This window comes from Paenibacillus sp. OT2-17, assembly GCF_009827695.1.
GTDB lineage: Bacteria > Bacillota > Bacilli > Paenibacillales > Paenibacillaceae > Paenibacillus > Paenibacillus polymyxa_B.
Genome location: NZ_WUDQ01000524.1, coordinates 1 through 2,586, shown reverse-complemented (window position 1 = coordinate 2,586; position 2,586 = coordinate 1). Strand labels below are relative to the sequence as shown.

The 2,586-nt window shown below is 46.9% G+C and carries 2 protein-coding genes and 1 pseudogene; all 3 read left to right on the top strand.

The features are described from left to right. Nucleotides 1-416: pseudogene (locus GRP75_RS24050) on the top strand (extracellular solute-binding protein); the annotation flags it as partial. Between the two features lie 46 nt (nucleotides 417-462). Beyond that, the gene (locus GRP75_RS24045; protein ID WP_237449166.1) at nucleotides 463-2,403 is read left to right on the top strand and encodes a sensor histidine kinase; all 1,941 of its coding nucleotides are present in this window, start codon (nucleotides 463-465) and stop codon (nucleotides 2,401-2,403) included. After that, on the top strand, nucleotides 2,400-2,586 hold a 187-nt coding region (locus tag GRP75_RS24040; RefSeq protein WP_160790575.1), incomplete at its 3' end, for a response regulator. The genes GRP75_RS24045 and GRP75_RS24040, both read left to right, overlap by 4 nt.

Genomic DNA, 2,586 nt, shown 5'->3' with positions numbered 1-2,586 from the left:
CAGAGGTGCAGGAGCTGCTGAACAAGGATCGTTCTGCTTTTGATAAAAAATATGGAGCCTCCTTCACCTTCTGGATGCTGATGGATACGAATATGAATTTGCAGTGGGCGCCGCCCAGCGTCGAGCCGTATAAGCAGCCAGAGGATTGGACGAAAGGCAAGACGAAAGGCTTCTCCCAATATGACAATATCAAACCGACCGGAACTTCGGCGGAGGGCATTGCGTCAGGCCAGATAGATAAAATTTGGGGCAAGACATTGCCGAAGCTGCTGCTGGCTTCCTCAGATGAGGAATTCGACCAGCTGTTTGCTCGCTTTTTGGAAGATCGCAGAAAAGCAGGATATGACAAAGTTATGGCCTATCAGCAAAAAGCCTATGAGGAAAACCTTAAGAAAATTGAACAGTTCACCAAATGATTTAATTCGATGACTTAATCTATTGAACCCCTAAGGATGTGATTTCATGCCAGGCCGTGCACGTTCACAGATGAAGAGCCTGCTGCGCCGCACTATATGGCAGTGGATGAAGGGGACGGCCGATCGGCTTGGCGGTTGCTCTCTTCAAGTTAAGCTCATTGTCGCGTATATCGGAGTCATTTTAATTCCGGTGGTATTGTTCTCGCTATATACCTTTCACCAACTGTACGAGAATACCATGCAAGACATTACCGTACAAAATCAGTATGTGTTGGATACAGAGCTGGCCCATATTCACAGCAATATGGAAATTATGGAGCGAACCGCACAGCTTGCGATCTCAGATCGCAACGTACTTCGTTATCTGACCGAGGAACGTGATATAAGCAGCGATGAGCTGGTCCAATTCAACTTGAATGTGTTTCCAAATTTACAGCACTTGCTGTACAGTAATCCCAATGTAGAGAACATTCGACTGTATACGAGTAATCCTCAGGCACATGAAATATGGCCAATGATTTTTAATGAATCACGATTGCCTAAGGCTTCCTGGCTGAAAACGGCCCAACTCCGACAAGGGAAAATATGGTGGGAAATGTACAAGGGGCCGAAAAGCTTACTTCTGGGGCAATCCCGGCAGGAAAGTGAGACAGTGCAGTATATGGCACTGCTGCGTGAAATTCAGTCTACCGGAGGAAGACACGCAGGGTTGGTAGAAACAAACATGAGGCTGGAGCTATTTTCACCTAGAGTATTTGGAATCCCACAACGTGATCGTGCATGGCAAATGTTCATTCTAGACGGCGACGATTCCAGCTCAAGGAACGCTGATAAACCAATGTCTTCTACCGATATAGCTACAGCTTCCTCTCAATCAGATTCAATTTCGATCCCTCTGTCCCATGTGCACCATCTGTTTCAGTCCCAGGTTCAGGGACCGGGTGGTGCTTTTGATTTTTCCTATGAGAATAAGCCTTATCTCGGCATGTACCGTTATATAGAAGGGTTGGACGCCTATTTGCTAAATGTGGTGGCGCTGGACGGTCCGCTGGGTGATCTCCGTCAGAAACGCAATGCCATGCTGCTCATTATTAGTATGCTGATTTTGTTTATGTCCGTCATTTCTTATACCCTGCATGCCTTCATTCTCAAACAGCTACATACACTGCGTGAATCCATGAAAAAAGTAGAGCAGGAGGGTGACTTTCAGCTTAGAATTCCAGTATATGGGCGGGGAGAAGTGGCTGAGCTGGCTCTATATTTTCGCAGTCTACTGAGTCGGATTAACGGACTCATTGCCGAGGCAGTACACAAGCAGGCCGCTGCTCAGGAGGCTGAACTGCTAGCGCTCAAGCATCAGATTGATTCCCATTTTCTCTATAATACATTGGAAAATTTAAAAATGATGGCGGAGATAGAACGACAGTATCCGCTGTCGGATGCCCTTACTTCCCTTGGCTCGATGATGCGTTATAATCTCCAATGGTCCGGGTCATGTGTTGCGTTGCGAGATGAAATCCGCCATATTCAGCATTATGTGGCCATCATGAACATTCGCCACGATAACCAAATTGGATTGGAAATTCATCTATCGTCGGCGTTTATGGAACTGGAGATGCTGAAAATGTCGCTGCAGCCTGTAGTCGAAAATGCTATCAAGCACGGTTGGAGTACATTGCAAAGCCCATTCAGCATCACGATTGAAGCCTGCCCTAAGCAGGATATTATAGAATTGCGCATACAGGATAACGGAGTGGGGATATCTGAAGAAAGAAGAAACGCCATCATGGCTGGTCTAGCGCGAATGGATATGGATTCCCACGAGCCCGGGATGAATGGGGGAATCGGTTTGTATAATGTGCATCGCCGTTTGAGTATGCAGTATGGCGAAGAGTATGGCATAAGACTGGACAGCATCCCCGGACAATCGACGACAGTGACCCTGATTTTGCCTAAACGATACATGATGAGGGGGGGCAGACCATGACGACCAAGCTGTTGATTGCGGATGACGAGAAAAATATTCGAATGGGACTTCAAGCTATGATCGAACGGGAATTTTCCGGTCTCTATGAATGTGTACTGGTCAAGGACGGAATGGAAGCCTGGCAGCATGTGAAGCAGTTTTTGCCCGAGTTGGTGATAACGGATATCCGTATGCCTGTTATGG